This is a genomic window from Nocardioides mangrovi, from assembly GCF_020073815.1.
In the GTDB taxonomy this organism is placed as follows: Bacteria; Actinomycetota; Actinomycetes; order Propionibacteriales; family Nocardioidaceae; genus Nocardioides; species Nocardioides mangrovi.
Map to the genome: position 1 here is coordinate 392,388 of NZ_JAIQZJ010000003.1, position 17,534 is coordinate 409,921.

General features: G+C 71.9%; 19 protein-coding genes and 2 tRNA genes. 11 read left to right on the top strand and 10 right to left on the bottom strand.

Annotated features, from left to right (window positions below; genetic code table 11):
- Positions 1 to 62 precede the first annotated feature (62 nt).
- The 3 genes from K8U61_RS08490 (at position 63) to K8U61_RS08500 (ending at position 404) form a co-directional block, all read left to right on the top strand.
- Positions 63 to 139 (top strand) — tRNA-Ile (locus K8U61_RS08490).
- Between the two features lie 36 nt (positions 140 to 175).
- Positions 176 to 298 (top strand): DLW-39 family protein, encoded by a 123-nt coding sequence (locus tag K8U61_RS08495; RefSeq protein WP_224122564.1) that lies wholly within the window; start codon positions 176 to 178, stop codon positions 296 to 298.
- Between the two features lie 30 nt (positions 299 to 328).
- Positions 329 to 404, top strand: a tRNA-Ala gene (locus K8U61_RS08500).
- Positions 405 to 458: 54 nt separating this feature from the next.
- Here K8U61_RS08500 and K8U61_RS08505 read toward each other — a convergent pair.
- Entirely contained in the window at positions 459 to 1,055 is a 597-nt protein-coding gene (locus tag K8U61_RS08505) for a sigma-70 family RNA polymerase sigma factor (protein WP_224122565.1), read from the bottom strand.
- Positions 1,056 to 1,314: 259 nt separating this feature from the next.
- On the opposite strand from K8U61_RS08505, the gene K8U61_RS08510 reads away from it, so the two are divergent.
- Positions 1,315 to 1,698 carry an STAS domain-containing protein gene (locus tag K8U61_RS08510; protein ID WP_224122566.1) on the top strand — a complete coding sequence of 128 codons (384 nt, stop codon included), beginning with the start codon at positions 1,315 to 1,317 and terminating at the stop codon, positions 1,696 to 1,698.
- A gap of 36 nt (positions 1,699 to 1,734) precedes the next feature.
- Here K8U61_RS08510 and K8U61_RS08515 read toward each other — a convergent pair whose 3' ends face one another.
- Positions 1,735 to 2,460, bottom strand: coding sequence for a sterol desaturase family protein (locus K8U61_RS08515; RefSeq protein ID WP_224122567.1), 726 nt, complete (start codon positions 2,458 to 2,460; stop codon positions 1,735 to 1,737).
- The gene (locus tag K8U61_RS08520) at positions 2,457 to 3,176 is read right to left on the bottom strand and encodes a FadR/GntR family transcriptional regulator (protein ID WP_224122568.1); all 720 of its coding nucleotides are present in this window, start codon (positions 3,174 to 3,176) and stop codon (positions 2,457 to 2,459) included. The genes K8U61_RS08515 and K8U61_RS08520 overlap by 4 nt, the downstream gene beginning before the upstream one ends.
- Before the next feature lie 61 nt (positions 3,177 to 3,237).
- On the opposite strand from K8U61_RS08520, the gene K8U61_RS08525 reads away from it, so the two are divergent.
- Genes K8U61_RS08525 through K8U61_RS08540 form a run of 4 tightly spaced genes read left to right on the top strand, consistent with a single transcriptional unit; the run spans position 3,238 to position 6,170 of the window.
- A complete protein-coding gene (locus tag K8U61_RS08525) occupies positions 3,238 to 3,978 on the top strand; it encodes an SURF1 family protein (protein WP_224122569.1) in 741 nt (246 codons plus the stop codon).
- Positions 3,975 to 4,319, top strand: a complete 345-nt coding sequence (locus K8U61_RS08530) for a DUF3817 domain-containing protein (RefSeq protein WP_224122570.1) — start codon at positions 3,975 to 3,977, stop codon at positions 4,317 to 4,319. The genes K8U61_RS08525 and K8U61_RS08530 overlap by 4 nt, the downstream gene beginning before the upstream one ends.
- A 7-nt stretch (positions 4,320 to 4,326) precedes the next feature.
- Positions 4,327 to 5,160, top strand: a complete 834-nt coding sequence (locus tag K8U61_RS08535; RefSeq protein WP_224122571.1) for a patatin-like phospholipase family protein — start codon at positions 4,327 to 4,329, stop codon at positions 5,158 to 5,160.
- Positions 5,157 to 6,170 carry a 1-acyl-sn-glycerol-3-phosphate acyltransferase gene (locus tag K8U61_RS08540; protein ID WP_224122572.1) on the top strand — a complete coding sequence of 338 codons (1,014 nt, stop codon included), beginning with the start codon at positions 5,157 to 5,159 and terminating at the stop codon, positions 6,168 to 6,170. Before K8U61_RS08535 ends, K8U61_RS08540 begins: the two co-directional genes overlap by 4 nt.
- 13 nt (positions 6,171 to 6,183) lie before the next feature.
- Here K8U61_RS08540 and K8U61_RS08545 read toward each other — a convergent pair whose 3' ends face one another.
- A complete protein-coding gene (locus K8U61_RS08545) occupies positions 6,184 to 6,810 on the bottom strand; it encodes a hypothetical protein (protein ID WP_224122573.1) in 627 nt (208 codons plus the stop codon).
- A gap of 190 nt (positions 6,811 to 7,000) precedes the next feature.
- Here K8U61_RS08545 and K8U61_RS08550 point away from each other — a divergent pair, with 190 nt between their 5' ends.
- Both K8U61_RS08550 and K8U61_RS08555 read left to right on the top strand, forming a co-directional pair.
- Positions 7,001 to 7,513 carry a peptidylprolyl isomerase gene (locus K8U61_RS08550; protein WP_224122574.1) on the top strand — a complete coding sequence of 171 codons (513 nt, stop codon included), beginning with the start codon at positions 7,001 to 7,003 and terminating at the stop codon, positions 7,511 to 7,513.
- Positions 7,514 to 7,523: 10 nt separating this feature from the next.
- Positions 7,524 to 8,429: a rhomboid family intramembrane serine protease gene (locus K8U61_RS08555; protein WP_224122575.1), complete on the top strand. Its 906-nt coding sequence runs from the start codon at positions 7,524 to 7,526 to the stop codon at positions 8,427 to 8,429.
- Between the two features lie 273 nt (positions 8,430 to 8,702).
- Here K8U61_RS08555 and K8U61_RS08560 read toward each other — a convergent pair whose 3' ends face one another.
- Entirely contained in the window at positions 8,703 to 9,161 is a 459-nt protein-coding gene (locus K8U61_RS08560) for a cell division protein CrgA (protein ID WP_224122576.1), read from the bottom strand.
- Positions 9,162 to 9,248: 87 nt separating this feature from the next.
- Between K8U61_RS08560 and K8U61_RS08565 the strand changes: the two genes are divergently transcribed.
- Entirely contained in the window at positions 9,249 to 10,046 is a 798-nt protein-coding gene (locus K8U61_RS08565) for a DUF881 domain-containing protein (RefSeq protein WP_224122577.1), read from the top strand.
- On the opposite strand, the gene pknB is transcribed toward K8U61_RS08565, so the two are convergent.
- Genes pknB through K8U61_RS08590 form a run of 5 tightly spaced genes read right to left on the bottom strand, consistent with a single transcriptional unit; the run spans position 10,012 to position 17,531 of the window.
- Positions 10,012 to 11,808 carry a Stk1 family PASTA domain-containing Ser/Thr kinase gene (gene pknB, locus K8U61_RS08570; protein WP_224122578.1) on the bottom strand — a complete coding sequence of 599 codons (1,797 nt, stop codon included), beginning with the start codon at positions 11,806 to 11,808 and terminating at the stop codon, positions 10,012 to 10,014. The two genes, K8U61_RS08565 and pknB, sit on opposite strands and share 35 nt — an antisense overlap.
- 16 nt (positions 11,809 to 11,824) lie before the next feature.
- The gene (locus K8U61_RS08575) at positions 11,825 to 13,273 is read right to left on the bottom strand and encodes a serine/threonine-protein kinase (protein ID WP_224122579.1); all 1,449 of its coding nucleotides are present in this window, start codon (positions 13,271 to 13,273) and stop codon (positions 11,825 to 11,827) included.
- Between the two features lie 10 nt (positions 13,274 to 13,283).
- Positions 13,284 to 14,756 carry a peptidoglycan D,D-transpeptidase FtsI family protein gene (locus K8U61_RS08580; RefSeq protein ID WP_224122580.1) on the bottom strand — a complete coding sequence of 491 codons (1,473 nt, stop codon included), beginning with the start codon at positions 14,754 to 14,756 and terminating at the stop codon, positions 13,284 to 13,286.
- A complete protein-coding gene (locus tag K8U61_RS08585; RefSeq protein ID WP_224122581.1) occupies positions 14,753 to 16,150 on the bottom strand; it encodes an FtsW/RodA/SpoVE family cell cycle protein in 1,398 nt (465 codons plus the stop codon). The genes K8U61_RS08580 and K8U61_RS08585 overlap by 4 nt, the downstream gene beginning before the upstream one ends.
- A 1-nt stretch (position 16,151) precedes the next feature.
- On the bottom strand, positions 16,152 to 17,531 hold the full coding sequence (locus K8U61_RS08590; RefSeq protein ID WP_224122582.1) for a PP2C family protein-serine/threonine phosphatase: 1,380 nt from the start codon (positions 17,529 to 17,531) through the stop codon (positions 16,152 to 16,154).
- Between the last annotated feature and the right edge of the window lie 3 nt (positions 17,532 to 17,534).

Below are 17,534 nucleotides of genomic sequence, written 5' to 3' on the forward strand. Positions count from 1 at the left end.
CCGAACGGCCTCCCGTTTTGTCGCCGTCCGTGGGGGTCCGGTAGTGTTCCCCCTCGGTTCGCGGGCCTATAGCTCAGACGGTTAGAGCGCTTCCCTGATAAGGAAGAGGTCACAGGTTCAAGTCCTGTTAGGCCCACCATTCCCCCTTGTTCCCCACCGACCCGCGGGAGTCCCGATGAAGAAGATCCTCCTGGTCCTGCTCGTCGCGGCCGCTGCCGTCGTGGTGAAGAAGAAGCTCGACGAGGGCAAGCACGAGCAGGCGATCTGGGCCGAGGCCACGGACAGCGTCCGCTCCTGATCCCTCTGGGATCACTCCCCGCGTCAACCGGGGGCCTTGGCGCAATTGGTAGCGCACCTGCTTTGCAAGCAGGGGGTTAGGGGTTCGAGTCCCCTAGGCTCCACCACCGCTGGACCGCGTCACCTCCCTCGTGGGTTGAGACGTGCGTGGGTCAGGCGGGTCAGGCGGAGGCGGCGTGACCTGCGGCGTACGCCGGTTCGCGATGAGCGGTGTCGGCCGGTCGGGTCTCTCGGTCGCGGTCGTCCCCACCGTCCAGCGCCTCCCGCAGCTCCACGAGCGCTTCCGCTCGCAGCTGCGCCACCCGAGCCTCGGGCACCCCGATCTCGGCCGCCAGCACGCTCATCGGCGTGCGTGCCACGAAGTAGCCCTCGATGACGCGGCGATGCCGTGGCTCGAGCTCGGCGATCGCATCCGTGAGCTGGGCCAGCCGCTCGGCCCGCGCGACCGGCATGTCCACGGCGTCGATCTCGCAGGTCTGGACGCGTGCCCTGTGTGCGGTCCAATCGGTCGCCCGGAGGCGATCGACGACGGCGGCCTTGACCCGCGTCTCGGCGAACCGCGCGAACGGTACGCCCCGGGCCGGGTCGTAGCTGCGGGCGCCGAGCTCCAGGGCCTCCATCCCGGCAGCTCGCAACCCCTCGACGTCGACCGACGGTGGCACTCGTGCCATCACCTGCCGGACGACCCGGTCGACCAGCGCGACGTGCTGCTCGGACCGGCTGTCGATGATCGGTCGTTCGTTCGTCGTGTCGTTCATGGTGCCCCCACCGGCCTGCATCCCCCACGACGCGTGGTCGGACCCGCGTCGCCTGTCTCTCGCCCCCTGTGCTGCGGTGCCATTACGACACGCCCGTCCAGCCGACACGCAAGACTTCCTCAAGATGGGCGCCCGGCCGGCCACCTGGTCTAGTCAGATCTGCCTCGGGGTATCGCCCGAATCGCCCGTTGGGGTGAGCCGGTCGCGCCTACAGTTGCCCAACTTGGATCCGAGACCACGCGAGGGCAGGGGTGAGGGGATGCCGACGAGCGATGCGAACGAGCACCCGCTCTCGGTCGTCGTGTCGCGGGAGCCGACGGGGGTCCCGGTCGTCGTCGTGGCCGGTGAGCTGGACATCGCGTCGGTGGACGCCCTGCGAGCGGTGCTCCTCGATCCGGGGCTGCCGAGTCCGGACCTCGTCATCGACCTGCGTGGTGTCACCTTCATCGACTCGATGGGGCTGAGCAGCCTGGTCGCCGGGCGGCGCGAGGTGAGCGCCCGCGGGGGCACCGTCCGGGTCCTCTGCGTCCCAGGTCCCGTGGCCGCGATCCTGGAGCTCACGAGGCTGACGGAGGTCTTCGAGGTCGTCGAGACGGGCCGGGTCGAGCCCCAGCAGGGTGCGGTCCGACGGCCGTCGGCGTAGCGAACGCCCGACGGCCCGATCCCGCGGACGGAGGCGTCACGCGCCCTCGCGGGCGTGCAGCGACCGGACGGTCGGCGAGGTCGCGACCGACGACGGCTCGGGGTAGGTGCCGAAGAGGCGGTCGGCGGTGCCGGCCGTGGTGACGGTGAACCAGTAGTGCTCGTTCTTGTAGTGGTGGAGCCGGTGGTTGCGCCACACCGACCGGAACCACCGCGACCGCGGCCGGTAGTCGCTGTGCACGAGGTAGTGGGTCCACTCGTAGCCGAGCTTGATGCCGTAGACCGACACCAGGAGCGTCAGCATGCTCGTGGTGGTCGGGGTGGCCAGCCAGGCGACCACGACGTACGCCGGGAGCAGCCAGGCGAGCGCCGGCCAGGGGATGAAGACCAGCGGGATGTCGCGCGGGTCGGCGTGGTGGGCGCGGTGCTTGCGGGCGAGCAGCGAGTCGATCTCGACCGGCCCGAGCTGCCGCGGGCGCCAGTGCAGGATGCAGACGTGGATCACCCACTCGATCGCCGGGAACGCCGCGACCAGCCCGACCGGGATCAGCAGCTCCCACCAGGAGCCGCCGCCGGCGAGCACCCGCCCGACCACGGCCGCGACCAGGAAGGTCGAGATCATCCACGGGCTGGGTGCGCGCCAGAAGGAGCGCCAGGAGTCCCCGAGCGAGACCGACGTACGGCGGGCGCCGGTGATGCGCTGCTCGTCGGCCGCCAGGCGCTCCGCGGCCATGCGCTCGATGTCCGGGCTCGGCTTCGTCATGACTCCTCCAGGGCGGTGAGGGCGGACAGGATGCTGGTGGTCGCCGGGCGCAGCACGTGCTCGGCCGCGGCGCGGGCGGTGTCGGGGTCGCCGGAGCCGATCGCGGCGGTGAGCACCCGGTAGGCGCCGACCTGCCCGACCTCCTCGGCCATCAGCGGGGCGAGCGCCGCGAGGGCGGGCTCGTACGCCGCACGCAGGCTGTTGAACATCAGCCGGAAGACCATCGAGTCCGCGGCGTCGACCACCTGGTCCCAGAACGCCAGGGCCTGGACCTGCCGGTCGACGTCGTCCTCGCTCGCGGCGAGCGCGTCGAGGGTCTCGGTGAGGGTGGCCTCGAGCGCCGGTCCGCCCCGCTCGGCGGCCAGGGCCGCGACCCCCGGACCGACCACCAGCCGCGCCTCGAGGATGCTGCGGGCGACGGCGGTGTCGATCTCGCCGCCGCGCACGAGGAGCCGCGGGAGCAGGTCGAGCCCGGCGTACCGCTTGAAGTCGCGGACCGTGGTCGTGCCGCCGTGGCGGACGTCGAGCAGCCGGGTCTGGGCCATCCGCTGCAACGCCTCGCGGACGGCGGGGCGCGAGACCCCGAGCACCTCGGCGAGCCGGCGCTCGCTGGGCAGCGGCTCGCCGGCGCCGATGGCGCCGTCGACCACCTCGCCGAGGACCTGGTCGAAGACCTCGTCGGGCACGGAGCGGCGGGACACGGGCTGCAGCGGCATGCGCTCGACCGTACAACAGGTCAAGTGGTCTGACCAGTGGGTCGCCCCGTACGCTGGAGAGGTGCCAGAGAAGCTCGCTCCGCGGTTCTGGGGCGCGCACCTGCTGGCGCTGGTCCTCGTCGCGGCCGCCATCGGCCTCGGCCTGTGGCAGTACGGCGCCTGGCAGGCCCACCGCGACGCCCAGGCGGTCGACCTGACCGGGGCGACGCCGGTGCCGCTCACCGACGTGATGGGACCCGACGACCCCTTCCCCGGGAACAAGATCGGCCAGCCCGTCACCGTGTCCGGCACCTGGGTGCCGGCGGGCACGGTCTACGTCTCCGGCCGCGAGCGGGACGGCGTCGAGGGCTACTGGGTCGTCACGCCGCTGGCCGTCGGTGGGGCCGACGACCCGGCGCTGCCCATCGTCCGCGGCTGGGTCGCGCACCCCGGTGACGCGCCCGCGCCCCCGACCGGCACCACCGAGCTCGACGCCTGGCTCCAGCCGCCCGAGGGCACCGGCGAGGTCGACGACGACCCGACCGACGACGTCCTCCCCCAGCTGCGGACCGCCGACATCATCCAGCACGTCGACCAGGACCTCTACGGCGCGTACGGCGTCGCCGAGGAGCCCGAGCAGGGCCTCGACGGGGCCAGCCTCGAGCAGCTGCCCGACGTCGGCGCGCTGACCAGCATCCGCAACCTGCTCTACGCGATCGAGTGGTGGTTCTTCGGGGCCTTCGCCGTCTTCATCTGGTGGCGCTGGCTGACCGAGGTGCCCGAGCCGGAGCGTGAGGACGCCCCCGTAGGCTCTGGGTCGTGAAGCTGTTCTCGACCTACCGGGTGCTCGCGTTCGTCGTCGGCGTCCTGCTCGCCTTCTGCTCGTTCGTCGCGCTCCCGCTGCGCTACATCCCCGCCGACGGCACCGACCTCCAGCAGCTCGGCGAGAACCTGAGCGTCCTGTGGGTCGCCCACGGCTGGGCGTTCATGGCCTACGTCGTCGTGACCTTCCTGCTCTCCCGCAAGCTGCGCTGGTCGATCGCCTTCACGCTCGTCAACCTCGCCGCCGGCCTGATCCCGCTGCTGATCTTCTTCATGGAGCACCGGGTCAACCAGAAGGTGCGTGCCGAGCACCCGGAGGTCGTGGCACCCTCGGCAGCGTGAGGACCCCATGACGACCGCGTTCGTCCTCGGCGGCGGCGGGGTCCTCGGCGCGGTCGAGGTCGGCATGCTGCGGGCCCTCTTCGAGCGCGGCATCCGCCCGGACCTCGTCCTCGGCACCAGCATCGGCGCCCTCAACGGCGCGATGGTCGCCCGCCAGCCGGACCTCGCGGTCATCGACAAGCTCACCGCCCTCTGGGAGGGCGCAGCCAGCTCCACCCAGGGCCAGCAGGTGTACGGCGGGGGCGCGTTGGCCAGCGTGCGCCGCGCGGTCAGCACCGGCACCCACCTCTGGTCCGCCGAGCCGCTGCAGCAGGCGCTGCGCGACGAGTTCGGGGTGGTGACCTTCGAGGAGCTGCCGGTCCGCTTCCAGGTCTGCGCCGCGAGCATCGAGCGGGCTGCGGAGCACTGGTTCGACTCCGGGCCGGTGGTCGAGGCGATCATGGCCAGCGCCGCCGTACCCGGGCTGCTGCCGCCGGCCACGGTCGACGGCGAGCACTACCTCGACGGCGGCATCGTCAACTCCATCCCGCTGGGCCGGGCCGTCCGGCTCGGCGCCACCCGGGTCTTCGTGCTCCAGGTCGGCCGGATCGACCGGCAGCTCAGCGTCCCGCGCCGGCCGTGGGAGGTCGCCCGCGTCTCCTTCGAGATCGCCCGCCGGCACCGCTTCAACCGCGAGCTCGACGAGCTGCCGGCGTCGGTCGAGGCGCACGTCCTCCCGGCCCGCGGCACCTCCGAGCGCGACGACACCCTCTTCGGCAGCCGCGACTTCTCGGGCGTCCAGCAGCGCATCGAGGAGACCTACGCCGCCTCCGCGGCCTACCTGGACGAGCACCTCGGATGATCCGGCTGCTGCGACGGCTGGTGATGGCCTCCGTCGTCGTGGCGCTCGCGGCCCTGCTCTGGGTGACCCTGCCGCTGTGGCTGATCGCCGCCTTCGCGCTGTCGCCGATCCTGCCCGGGCGGCTGCGACCGCTGCGGATCATGTGGGTCGCGATCGTCTACCTCACCTGCGAGGCGCTGCTGCTCGTCGTGATGCTCGGCCTCTGGCTGTCGTCGGGCTTCGGCCGTCGGCTGCGCACGCCGTACTTCGAGGGCATCCACTACGACCTGGTGCAGGGCACCATGTGGGTCTTCTTCCGTGAGGCGCGGCGGGTGCTGCGGCTGGAGATCGCGACCGAGGGGCCGGCGCCGGACGCCCACCCGGGCCGGCCGATCCTGGTCTGCTGCCGGCACGCCGGGCCGGGCGACTCGTTCGTGCTGATCCACACGCTGATGGCGTGGTACGACCGCGAGCCGCGGGTGGTCCTCAAGGACACGCTGGCCTGGGACCCGGCGATCGACGTGCTGCTGCACCGGATCCCGGCCCGCTTCATCACGCCCAACCCGGGCGAGGGCGGGCGGCTCGAGCAGCAGATCGCCGAGCTGGCCACCGGGCTCGACGAGAACGACGCCTTCGTGATCTTCCCCGAGGGCGGCAACTTCACCGAGAAGCGCCGGCAGCGGGCGATCGACCGGCTCCACCGGCTCGGCATGGACCGGATGGCGGCGCGCGCCGAGCGGATGATCCACGTGCTCGCGCCCCGGCCGGGGGGATTCCTCGCCGCCCTCGACGCCGCGCCCGACGCCGACGTCGTCCTGGTCGCGCACACCGGCCTCGACCACCTGGTGGGCGTCGCGGACATCTGGCGCGAGCTGCCGATGGACAAGCGGATCATCATGCGCTGGTGGCAGGTGCCGCGCGCGGAGATCCCGGACGGCCGCGAGGAGCGGATCGACTGGCTCTTCGGGTGGTGGGAGCGGATCGACGGGTGGGTCGAGGAGAACCGCGCCGATCCCGCTCCCGGGACCTGATCAGCTCAGCCGGTCAGGCCTTCTCGTCCACGTCGACGACCTCGGCCGGGTCGTCGGGAGTCGTCGCCGCGTGCGGCGCCTCCGCCTGGTCGGCCAGCGCCTCGGCCGGCGACGCGCCACCCTCGTCGACGTCCTTCGCCGGGGTCGGCGCGGAGGTCGGGGCGGGGGTCGGCGTGTACGACGACTGCCAGTTCTCGCTCTCCGAGCCGCCGCGCAGCTTCGAGACCACGAACGCCGCCGCGCCCGCGACCGCGGCGAAGAGGAAGAAGTTGCGGAGCTTGTGGCTCTTCTTCGGCGGCTCCGCGACCTCGGCGACCTTGTCAGCCGCGGCCTCGGCCGCCTCCGCGGCCTTCTCGGCGGCGATCGCGGCGCCGGAGGCGATCTTCTCCGCGGCGATGGCCGCGCCGGAGGCGATCGCCGGGCCGGCCTTCTCGCGGGCGTCGGCGATCACCGGCGCCGCCTTGGCCTTGGCGTCGGCGATGACGGGAGCCGCCTTGCTCCGGGCGTCGGCGATGACGGGACCGGCCTTCTCGCGGGCGGTCGCCACGGCTGCCTCGACCTGCGGACGGACCTGCTCGACGTACTCGCTCACGGTCTCGTTGGCCTGGTCGAGGAGCGTCTTGTTCTTGCGCAGACCCATGGGGCACTTCCTCTCGTCGTGTCCTGAATCATCCGATCATGTCACCGGCCGCCCAACCAGGCACACGGTCGCCGGGCGGACTGCTTGGCGAGCGTGCGAGGATCGGACGGCACCGGCCCGGCTCCCGCCGGGTACCCCCGGTGTACCCACCGATCACCCGACCGACACCGCACAACACCGAGAGGCAGCCATGGCTGACCAGCAGGCCATCCTGAAGACCAACCGGGGCGACATCACGATCGACCTGTTCCCGAACCACGCCCCGGAGACGGTCGCCAACTTCACCGGGCTCGCGACGGGCACCAAGAGTTACGACGCCGGCAACGGCAAGACCGGCCCCTTCTACGACGGTCTCGGCTTCCACCGCGTCATCGAGGGCTTCATGATCCAGGGCGGCTGCCCGCTGGGCACCGGCACCGGCGGCCCGGGCTACACCTTCAAGGACGAGCCCCACCCCGAGCTCACCTTCGACAAGCCCTACCTGCTCGCGATGGCCAACGCCGGCCCGGGCACCAACGGCTCGCAGTTCTTCATCACCGTCGGCGCGACCACGTGGCTGAACTTCAAGCACACCATCTTCGGCGAGGTCGCCGACCAGGCCTCGCGCGACGTCGTCGACGCGATCGCGACCACCGCGACCGGCCCGGGCGACCGCCCGGTCGACCCGGTGGTCATCGAGTCCGTCGAGATCGTCGGCGCCTGAGCGTCCTGCATTGACCGACCACCCCGCTCCCGCCGGGGTGCCGACCTGCTATCGGCACCCCGAGCGGGAGTCGCACATCCGCTGCCAGCGCTGCGACCGGCCGATCTGCCCGGACTGCATGCGTGACGCCTCCGTGGGCTTCCAGTGCCCCGAGTGCGTGGCCGAGGGCCGGCGTACGACGCGCAGCGCCCGCACCGCGTTCGGCGGCCTGCGGCCGTCCAACGCCGGAATCACCTCGTTCGTCCTGATCGGCATCAACGTCGCCGTCTGGCTGGCGGTGCTGGCCGACTCCTCGCTCGTCGACTGGCTCGCGCTGCGGCCCAACGGCCTCTGCCAGGCAGGCAACGGCTACTTCGACATCTCCCAGACCGTCTGCACCAGCCAGGGCGGCAGCTGGCTGCCCGGCGTGGCCGACGGCGCCTGGTGGCAGCTGATCACCAGCGCCTTCACCCACCAGGCGGTCCTCCACATCGGCTTCAACATGTTCGCGCTCTTCGCGCTGGGGCCGCAGCTCGAGATGATCCTGGGCCGGGCCCGCTTCCTCGCGCTCTACCTCCTCAGCGCCCTGGCCGGCTCGGCGCTGGTCTACTGGGCGGCTCCGGAGTACCAGCCCACGCTCGGCGCGTCCGGCGCGATCTTCGGCCTCATGGGCGCCCTGCTCGTGGTGGCGCTGAAGATGCGGGTCAACCCGCAGCAGGTGCTGATGTGGATCGGCATCAACTTCGTGCTGACCTTCACCATCTCCAACATCTCCTGGCAGGGCCACCTCGGCGGATTCGCCGGGGGCGCGCTGTGCGCCGCGGTGCTCGTCTATGCGCCCCGCCAGCGGCGCACGGCGATCCAGGTCGCCGGTCTCGCGCTCATCGGCGTCGTCATCGCCGTGGCGATCGTGGCCCGCACCGCCGCGCTCTCCTGACCGGACCGGACCACCGGCCCGTTCGTCGGCAGAGCCCTCAGCCCGCGTGCGGACGGGCCGATTGTCCCTGCCATCAGGCCGGCGCCGGGTGCGGAGAAATCCACACCTGTGCACACGCATGTGGAGAACTACATCGGTGTAGTTCTCCACAGGAGTTATCCCCAATGTGGAAACACCGGTCCGCTCTCCCGCCGAAATGCCCACCGCCGGCCGGCCGCAAACGCGACCGACCGGCGGTGGATGGCAAAGAAATCGGGCCCGGAGCCCGCACGGCTACTCCCAGCGGGTGGCGAAGGTGAAGCCGACCGCCATGAAGCCGATGCCCACGACGAGGTTCTTCTGGCCGAGGTCGTTGAAGACCGGCACGTTGGTGAGGTCGTTGCTGAAGACGTAGTAGGTGCAGATCCACAGCAGCCCGATGAGGAAGCAGCCGAGCATGCCGACCACGACGCCGCGGCCGCGGCCGAGCGGGGTGCTCGGGTGGGCCGAGATGATCAGGCCGAGGAAGAAGGCGACGAAGCCGATCACGTAGTTCCAGTCGCCGAGGTCCGCCATGAACGTCGGCTTGCCCGGGTCGGGCGCCGGGAAGGCGGTCGGGTCGACGCGGACGACGACGTAGTAGTAGGCCATCCAGGCGATGCCCAGCACCATCAGCAGGATCGCCAGGATGAAGCGCTTCGACAGCACGGGACCGCTGGCGGGGGCGAGGGGGTCGTGGACCTTGGGGGACACGGGGTGCTCCTGGGTGGCTTGCAACATCAATGGGTGAGCGCGCCGGCGAATCGGGTCGGCGGCGGGCTCCGGGCTACCTTAGTGGGCGTGACCGCCGGATCCCACGCGACGTCCCCCCACGGGCGCCCCCGCGACCGGCGTCGCAACGTCTGGCGGATCGGTACGCCGGTGGTCGTGCTGCTCTGCGGTGGCCTCTTCGTCGTCAGCGCGGCCAACAGCGACGGCTCCGACCTGCGCCCCGGCCGCTACACCGACCTCGCCTCCCTGGTGAAGGACGAGGCGGACCAGTACGACGCGCTCCGCGCCCAGGTCGCCTCGCTCAACTCCCAGGTCGGCGCGCTCACCGCCACGATGAACGACCGCGACGTCGCGCGCGCCCGGCACCGGGTCGAGCGGCTCAAGGACCCGGCCGGGCTGGTCGAGCGCCAGGGGTCGGGCATCAGGATCACGCTCTCCGACGCTCCCGAGGACGTCATCAACTCCACGACCGGCGACGTCAACCGGCTGCTCGTGCACCAGCAGGACATCCAGGCCGTGGTCAACGCCCTGTGGAAGGGCGGCGCCACCGCGGTCACGATCGCCGGGCAGCGCGTCGTCTCGACGACCGGCATCCGCTGCGAGGGCAACTCCGTCCAGCTCCAGGGCGTGCCCTACCCGCAGCCCTACGTCATCGAGGCGGTCGGCGACCAGGGCAGCCTGCTCACCTCGATCGAGGACGACTCCTACGTCTCGGCCTATCGCGAGGACGCGGCCGACCCGAGCGTGGCCGTCGGCTGGAAGCTCGAGCTGGAGGACCTCGTCGTCGCGCCGGCGTACGACGGCCTGCTCGACCTCACCTACGCGCAGCCGCTCACCGGCGGCGCCGCCGCTGGGTCCTCGAGCTGACACCCGGCAGCACGCCCTGCCGGAGCGCCGGCGGGGAAGGCGACCCGCTGGTGCCATCGGACGGCGAGTCGGACGGCGAGTCGGACGGCGTCGGCGTCTCGGTCGACGGGTCGTAGCTCGACACCTGGATGGTGACCGTCGACTTCGCCGGGAGCACCTGTCCCTTGCTGGGTGCCTGGTCGATGACCGTGCCCTTGGGCTCGGTGGTGTCGTCGGTGGTGAAGACCCGCGGCTCGAAGCCGGCGTTGCGGATCGCGGCCTCGGCCTCCTGCTGCATCATGCCGATGACGTCAGGGACCTTCTCCTTGCCGTCGGAGTAGTTGACCGTGACCGTCGTCCCGTCGGCCACCGACTGGCCCTGCGACGGGTCGGTGCTGACGACGACGCCCTTGTCCTCGTCGGACTCGACCTCCGTGAGCGTGACCTGGAGGTGGGCGGCCTCGAGGGTGGCCTGCGCCTCCTCCTTGCTCTGCCCGATCACGTTGGGCACGGTCACCTCGGGCCGGCCCAGGGAGATGACGTAGTCGACGCGGCTGTCGGGGTCGACGTACTCGTCGGACTCCGGACTCTGGCTGATGATCCGGCCGGCCTTGACGCTGTCGCTGTTCTGCCGGTCGATGGTCCCGACCGCCAGCCCCGCCTCGCCGATCAGGCTGCGGGCCTGGGTGTCGGTCTTGCCGATCACGCTCGGCACCGCGACCTGCTCGGGCGCGCTGGGGAAGAGCTTGGGCCACACGAAGTAGGCCGCGAGGACGAGCAGCAGCACCAGCAGCACCGCGAGGAAGACCATCAGGCCGGTCCGCCGCTCGGGCTCGTCGTCCTCGGGCACGTAGGCCGACGACGTGACGGTCGTCGGCGGCGCGGGAGCCGGCGCGGGCACCGGAGCCGGGATCGGCGCCTGCACGGGGCGGCCGGCGAGGTAGCGCTCGATGTCGGTGCGCATCGCGGCGGCCGACTGGTAGCGGTCCTCGAGCCGCTTGGCCAGCGCCTTCATCACGATCGCGTCGACCTCGGGCGGGAGGTCGGTGTCGTGGTCGGACGGCGGCATCGCCGGCTCGCGGACGTGCTGGTAGGCGACCGCGACCGGGCTGTCGCCGACGAAGGGCGGGCGACCGGTGAGGAGCTCGTAGAGCAGGCAGCCGGCGGAGTAGACGTCGGAGCGCGAGTCGACGGTCTCGCCGCGGGCCTGCTCGGGGGAGAGGTACTGCGCGGTGCCGACCACGGCCGCGGTCTGCGTCATCGTCGAGGACGCGTCGCTGATCGCGCGCGCGATGCCGAAGTCCATCACCTTCACGTCGCCGCTCGGGGTGAGCATGACGTTGCCGGGCTTGATGTCGCGGTGGATGATCCCGGCGCGGTGGCTGTAGTCGAGGGCCGAGAGCACGCCACTGGTGATCTCGAGCGCCCGCTCGGGCAGGATCTTGCGGCCCTCGCGGAGGATGTCGCGCAGCGTGCGGCCGGCGACGAACTCCATGACGATGTAGGGCTGGCTCACGCCGGAGCCGTCGGTGGCCGGCTCCTCACCGGTGTCGTAGACGGCCACGATCGCCGGGTGGTTGAGCGACGCGGCGGACTGCGCCTCCCGGCGGAAGCGGGCCTGGAACGTCGCGTCGCTCGCGAGATCGGTCCGCAGCCGCTTGATCGCGACGACCCGGCCCAGCCGGGTGTCGGTGCCCTTCCGCACCTCGGCCATGCCGCCCCGGCCCAGCAGCTCGCCGAGCTCGTAACGACCGCCGACGAGGGGCGGCTGTTGGCTGTTCATCGAGGGTGATCCTGCCTTAGCTACTGGGGGAAGCGCTGTCGCTTGCGGAGTCGGAGGCGGTCGCGGACGGGCTGTCGGACTCGGTCGGCGGCGAGCTGCTCGGGGCGAGCGGACTCCAGAAGGACACGGTCACCTCGTCGCCCTCGTGGAGGGCGCCGGTCGGGTTGACCGCCTCGACGTCGCGCTCGATCTTGTCGCCCGGGTTGTCGACGGGCTGGGTCACCACCCGCAGGCCGAGGTCGGCGAGCTCGCGCTGGACCTCGGCGACCGGCCGGTTGAGGTAGTCCTCCTCGTCGATGCGCACGATGTCGTCGACCGAGGTGTCGCTCGAGGAGGGCTCGCTGGGCTCGGTCGACTCCGAGGTGGCCGAGGCGGTCGGTGTCGTCTCGTCGTCGGTGGGGGTGCCCTCGTCACCGTTGCGGGTGAGGAGCAGCACGACGAGGACGGCGATGACGACCAGGGCGATCACGCCGAGGACCGGCCACAGCCAGCTGCGCCGCTCCTCGTCCTCCGGCAGGGGGGTCGGGGAGGTGATCGGGGCCGACGGCACCGGGGCCATCACCTGGGTGGCGGCCGCGGGCGGCACCGGGACCGGCGCCGCCGCGACGATCCGGGACGCGGCGGTCGCGGGGTCGCGGAGCGCGGCCGCCATCGCGCGACCCTCGGGGTAGCGGTCGCTGGGGTCCTTGGCGAGGGAACGGCGGACGACGGCCGCCAGGTCGGTCGGGACGGACGCCGGCAGCTCGGGCACCGGCTCGCGGATGTGGGCGAGCGCGGTGGCGACCGCGCTCTCCCCGCCGTACGGCCGCCGACCCGCGAGGCACTCGAAGGCGACGACACCGAGCGAGTAGACGTCGGAGGCGGCGGTGGCGGTCTGGCCCTGGGCCTGCTCGGGCGAGAGGTACTGCGGGGTGCCCATCACCTCGCCGGTGCTGGTCAGGCCGACGCCCTCGGCCGCGCGGGCGATGCCGAAGTCGGTGACCTTGACCTGGCGGTCGGGGGTGACGAGGAGGTTGGCGGGCTTCACGTCGCGGTGGACGATGCCGGCGCCGTGGGCGGCGCCGAGGCCGTCGGCCGCCTGGGCGAGCAGCTCGCGGACGGCGACCGGGTCCATCGGCACGTTCGGGCGCATCAGCGCCGAGAGCGGCTGGCCCTCGACGAGCTCCATGACGAGGAACGGCCGGACCACGCCGGAGCCGTCCGCCGCCGGCGCCTCGCCGTAGTCGTAGACGGAGGCGATGTTGCGGTGGTGGAGCGAGGCGGCGTGCTGGGCCTCGGACTCGAAGCGGACCCGGAAGGCCGCGTCGTCGGCGTACTCGAGCTTGAGCAGCTTCACCGCGACCTCGCGGCCGAGGACGGTGTCGGTGGCGCGCCAGACCTCGCCCATGCCGCCGGTGGCGAGGCGGCTGTCGAGGCGGTAGCGGCGTGCGTCGTCGGCGAAGCCGTAGCCGGGCGTCTGCGTCATCGGGCCTCCCTCACTTGATCACGGCCTGCATCACGGCCTTGGCGATCGGCCCACCGAGCTGGCCGCCCGCCACCTCGTCGCGGGGGATGTCGAGGTTCTGGATCATCACCGCGACCGCGACCTGCGGGTCCTCGGCCGGCGCGAAGGAGATGAACCAGGCGTACGGCGACCGGTCGGTCTGGCCCGTCTGCGCGGTGCCGGTCTTGCCCGCGACGTCGATCCCCGGGATCGCCGCCGGAAAGGCGGTGCCGTCGTCGACGGTCGCGACCATCAGCTTGGTGACCTCGTTGGCCGTGGTCGCCGAGACCGCGCGGGAGAGCTCCTCGGGGTCGGTCTTGTGCAGCACCTCGAGGTCCGCCGACTGCTCCTCGTCGACGAGGTAGGGCTTCATCACCGAGCCGTCGTTGGCCAGGCCGGCGGCCACCATCGCCATCTGCAGCGGCGTGGCCGACACGTCGAACTGGCCGAAGCCGGTCTGGCCGAGCTGGGCGTCGTCGAGCTTCTCGGGGAAGACCGAGAGCGCCTGCGGGGTCAGGTCGTCGAAGTAGTGCTGGTTGAAGCCGAAGCCCTCGGCGGTCTTGCGCATGTCCTCGGCGCCGACCTTCTCCGCGATCTGCGCGAAGGAGGTGTTGCAGGAGTTCTCCATCGCCAGGGCGAAGGGGATCTTCGAGTTGTTGGCGCCGCAGTTGCGGCCCTCGTTGTCGATCTCGCCGGTCGGGCCCGAGGTCAGCGGCAGCTGGTAGGTGACGCCGCCGGGCACCTGCGAGCTCGCGTCGTAGAGGCCCTTCTCGATGGCGGCCGCCGCGGTGACGACCTTGAACGTCGAGCCGGGTGGGAGCCGGGTCTGGATCGACCGGTTGAGCAGCGGCTGCGTCGGGTCGTCGTTGAGGCGGGCGGAGGCCTTGCTGACCGAGCTGAGGTCGTGGGAGGCGAGCACGTTGGGGTCGTAGGTCGGCAGCGACACCATCGCCAGGATCTTGCCCGTGGTCGGCTGGATCGCGACGACCGAGCCCTGCACGTCGGAGCCGAGGGCCTTGAGGCCCTCGAAGGCCGCCGCCTGCGCCTTCGGGTCGATGGTCAGCGCGACGTTGCCGCCCTTGGCCTGGTCGTTGCTGAGCAGGTCGACCAGGTTGGTCACGAAGAGGCGGTCGTCCTGGCCGGAGAGGACGTCGTTCTGGGTGAGCTCGGTCCCGGTGGCGCCGAAGTAGGAGAAGTAGCCGGTGATCGGCGCGTACTCCTCGGGCTTGGGGTAGGTGCGCTGGAACTTGTACTTGTCGTCGGACTCCACGCTCTCGGCGACGGGGTTGCGGCCGACCAGGATCGCACCGCGCTCCTGGGAGTAGGCCGCGACGATCACCCGGCGGTTGCGGGCGTCGTCGTTGAGCGCGCCGGCCTTCCAGTACTGCAGGTAGGTCGCGTTGATCATCAGCGCCAGGAAGAGCAGCAGGCAGAAGATCGAGACCGTGCGGATCGGCTTGTTCACCCGATTCTCACCACCTGGGTGTCGTCCTGGCTGAACGCGGCGGTGTCGTCGGAGATGGTCGGCATCGGCCGCCGGGCCTGGTCGGAGATGCGGAGGAGCAGCGCGATGATCACCCAGTTCGCGATGAGGGAGGAGCCGCCGTAGGAGAGGAACGGCGTGGTCAGTCCGGTCAGCGGGATCAGGCCGGTGACGCCGCCGACGACCACGAAGACCTGGATCGCGAAGGCGCTCGCGAGGCCGGTGGCGACCAGCTTGCCGAAGCCGTCGCGGCAGATCAGGGCGGTGCGCAGGGCGCGCTCGACGATGAGGCCGTACATCATCAGCACCGCCATCACGGCGGTCAGGCCGAGCTCCTCGCCGATCGAGGAGAGGATGAAGTCGGAGTTGGCGTAGGGCACCCGGTTGGGGTCGCCGTCGCCGAAGCCGCGGCCGATGAGGCCGCCCCAGCCCATGCCGAACTTCGCCTCGACCGGCTGGTAGCTCTGTCCGCTGTCGTAGTAGTCGAACGGGTGCAGCCAGATGTCGAAGCGGATCCGGACGTGCGGCACCGCGGCGTAGGCGAGCAGCGCGCCGCCCACGAACATCAGGGCGCCGACGACCAGCCACCCGGGTCGCTCGGTGGCGACGTACAGCATGATCAGGAAGAGCCCGAAGAAGAGCAGGCTGGACCCGAGGTCCTGCTGGAAGACCAGGATGCCGAGGCTGACCAGCCACATCGCGAGGATCGGGCCGAGGTCGCGGCCGCGGGGCAGGTCGACGAAGAGCACCCGCCGGCCGGCGAGCGCCAGGGCGTCGCGGTGGAGCACGAGGTAGCCGGCGAACGCGATGACCAGCAGCACCTTCGCGATCTCGCCGGGCTGCAGGCTGAACGGGCCGAGGTGGATCCAGATGCGGGCGCCGTTGATGGTGGCGCCGATCCCGGGCAGCAGCGGCAGCAGCAGCAGCACGATCGCGGCCAGGCCGCTGGTGTAGGTGAAGCGCTGCAGCACCCGGTGGTCGCGGAGCACCAGCAGCGTCAGCGCGAAGAGGATCACGCCGAGCGTCATCCAGGTCAGCTGCTGCTGGGCGAAGTCGTGGGCGTCGCCCTCGGCCTGCTTGGCCAGGTCGATCCGGTGGATGACCGCGAGGCCGAGGCCGTTGAGGGCGGCGACGACGGGGAAGAGCACGGGATCGGCGTACGGCGCGACGAAGCGGATCACGATGTGGGCACCGATCAGCAGCGCCGCGAGCCACCCGCCGTAGCCGAGCATGTCGGCCGGGACCTTGCCCTGGACCCCGAGCCCCACCGCGGCGTAGGCGCCGATGCCGACGACCAGGGCGAGGACGAGCAGGAACAGCTCGGCGCCGCGGCGGCGTCGGTGCACGAAGCCCATGAGCGTCGACTGCTGGGCCATCTCAGCCGCCACTGCCGTCGTCGGTGCTGTCGGTGGGCATCGTCTGGGACTCGGCGAGCCGCTGGACCGTGCTCCGGGCGTCGTCGAGGCTGTCGGCGTCGATGCCCTCGTCGACCTTGCCCGCGTCGAAGTCCGCGAGCCGGTCGACCTCCACGTCGCTGGTCTCGTACGGCGAGGAGAGCGAGACCCCCGGCAGCGAGGCATTGACGCCGCGGAAGATGACGACGACGCCGTCCTGCTCCCCGACGTAGTACTGCCGCTGCGACCACGACCAGAGGGCGGCGAGACCGACCCACACGACGCCGACGACCGCGAGCGCGGCGCACAGGCGCTTGGCCCAGACGTAGCGGCGCGGCGCGCGCGGCGCGTAGCGGGCGGTCTCCGCGTCGATCGGGTCCGCGGTGATCGCGTAGGGGACGTCGTCGGGCAGGTCGGCGATGATCGGGTCGATCTCGCCGGTGTCGCCGGAGCGGTGACCACGGAAGAGACCGCCGCTGCGGGCCCGGCCGCTGCGCCGCTCGGCGGCCGCACCGACGACCTGCGGCTCGGCGGCGTCCCCGCCGGCGGCCTGCTCGGCCGGGACCACGTCGGCGACCAGGCAGGTGACGTTGTCGGAGCTGCCGGCCTCGAGCGAGGAGCGGACGAGCTCGATCGCGGCGTACTCCGGGGTGCCGGAGGAGAGGATGTCGGCGAGGCGGCCGTCGTCGAGGACGCCGCTGGCGCCGTCGCTGCAGACCAGCAGCCGGTCGCCCGCGGCGACCGGGACCGCGAAGAGGTCGGGCTCGCTGTCGCTGACCGCGTCGACCGCGCGCAGGATCAGGTTGCGGTGCGGGTGGACCCGCGCCTCCTCCTCGGTGATCCGGCCCTCGTCGATGAGGGTCTGCACGAAGGTGTGGTCGGTGGTCAGCTGCTGGATCGCGCCGTCGCGGAAGAGGTAGGCGCGGCTGTCGCCCGCGTGGCCGACGCCGAGCCGGACGCCGTCGAAGGCGAGCACGGTGGCGGTGGTGCTGGTGCCGCTGAGCGCGGGGTCCTCGTCGACCAGCTCGACCAGCCGGTCGTGGGCGCGGTGGAGCGCGCCGGCCACCCGGCTGAGCAGCTCCTCCTCGGCGTGGTCCCCGTCCGGGTCCGCCGGCGGCTCGTCGAGCCGGCGGAGCTGTGAGATGGCGGTGCTGGAGGCGATGTCACCGCGGGCCGCGCCACCGACGCCGTCGCAGACGGTGAGCAGCCAGGGTCCGGCGTACCCGGAGTCCTGGTTGTCCTTGCGGACCCGGCCCACGTCGGAGACGGCGGCGAAGGTGAGGCCCAGGTGTCCCGGCACGCGCGGGGTCTCCGCCGTCTCCTGGGCGGACTCCGGGGCGCGGTCGGAGGCGTGGTCGGACATCCG